The sequence below is a fragment of the Streptomyces sp. NPDC059900 genome (assembly GCF_050270335.1).
Lineage (GTDB): Bacteria > Actinomycetota > Actinomycetes > Streptomycetales > Streptomycetaceae > Streptomyces.
The window spans coordinates 1-1,228 of the sequence record NZ_JBNNJZ010000992.1 but is presented as its reverse complement, the minus strand read 5'-3'; the positions used below and the strand labels follow the sequence as shown (position 1 = coordinate 1,228).

Annotated in this window: 2 protein-coding genes; one reads left to right on the top strand and one right to left on the bottom strand. The window is 70.8% G+C overall.

The window, feature by feature from the left end; translation table 11 throughout:
• A partial coding sequence (locus tag ACQKIP_RS46540; RefSeq protein ID WP_427745771.1) for a cation diffusion facilitator family transporter occupies positions 1–578 on the top strand: 578 nt, incomplete at its 5' end.
• 110 nt (positions 579–688) lie between these two features.
• Here the strand turns inward: ACQKIP_RS46540 and ACQKIP_RS46535 are convergent.
• On the bottom strand, positions 689–1,105 hold the full coding sequence (locus ACQKIP_RS46535) for an SRPBCC family protein (RefSeq protein WP_365863514.1): 417 nt from the start codon (positions 1,103–1,105) through the stop codon (positions 689–691).
• Between the last annotated feature and the right edge of the window lie 123 nt (positions 1,106–1,228).

Sequence of the window (1,228 nt, the reverse complement as noted above, 5' to 3'; positions counted from 1 at the left end):
GCGTGCTGGCAATCGCCTTCCTCGCCGAAGGAGGTTCCCTGGTCCGCGCGCTGTGGCAGGTGCGGCGGCAGGAGGGCGGCGTCGGCTCGGACCCGGCGTTGCGCACCGTCATCGCCGAGGACGGGACGGCCGTGCTCGGCGTGACCCTCGCGATGATCGGCATGGGTCTGCACATGGCGACCGGCGAGGTCCTCTACGAGGCAGCAGCCTCGATGGCGATCGGCCTGCTGCTCATCGCGGTGGCCTACCGTCTGGGCCGGGAGGCCAGGGACCAGCTCATCGGCGAGGCCCTCGACCCCGAACTGCGCGAGGAAATCGCCCACTTCCTCGCCGAGCAGCCCGAGATCGACCGGGTCGCGAGCCTGCTGACCATGCGGCTGGGCATGGACTCGACGCTGGTCGCCGCCCGCATCGACCTCGCGCCGGGGCGGGACAGCGAAGTGGTGGAACTGGTCATGGAGCGCATCAAGGCCGGCGTGGCCGAACGCTGGCCGCAGGCCGACCAGGTGTTCCTCGACGTCACCGAGGCGCCACCGCTGCCGGGCGCCGAGGTCGCACCCGACCTCACGGCCCGGTAGAAGACATCGTGCGCCGCCGCGGCGAAGCTCTCCCCGGTGCCGCCGGCCGCAGGGCCCGGGGACAGGATCTCCGCGGCGTGCAGCGGTGATCCGAGCGGGCCATCTGCCGTTCAGCCGGTGGCGGCCAGGGCCCGGGCGAGGTTGTCCAGGACGTGGGGCCAGCCGTTGCCCATGCCGGCCAGTGCCTGTCGTCCCATCGGGGAGTCGAGGTCGAAGCCGGCGTGGGTCAGGACGAGGCGGGTGCCGCCGTCCTGCGGGTGCAGCGTCCAGGTGATGGTCGTGTCCAGGGTGCCTTCGGCGAACCGGTAGGCCAGCAGGCGTTCGTCGTCCACCTCGGTCACCTCGCAGGACTGGTGGCCGAAGTTGTTGCCCATGTCGAAGGTGAAGCGATGCCCGACGACGGGCTTGATGTCGCCGGCGGCCCACCAGCGGGCATGCAGCTCGGGTTCGGTCAGGGCCCTCCACACCGCCGCCGGGGGGTGGGGCAGGAACTTCTCGCAGGTGATGGTGTCGTTGTCGATCGTCATGTGCTGTTTTCCTCGTCCAGGAGATCGGACAGTGCCTCAAGGCGCTGGTTCCAGTAGTGCTCGAACGGGTGCAGCCACGCGCTGACCTCGGCCAGCGGGGCCGCTTCGAGGTGGTAGTAGCGG

Coding starts and splice junctions, on each gene's coding strand:
- ACQKIP_RS46535 (WP_365863514.1), bottom strand. CDS start 1,105: ATGACGATCGACAACGACACCATCACCTGCGAGAAGTTCCTGCCCCAC.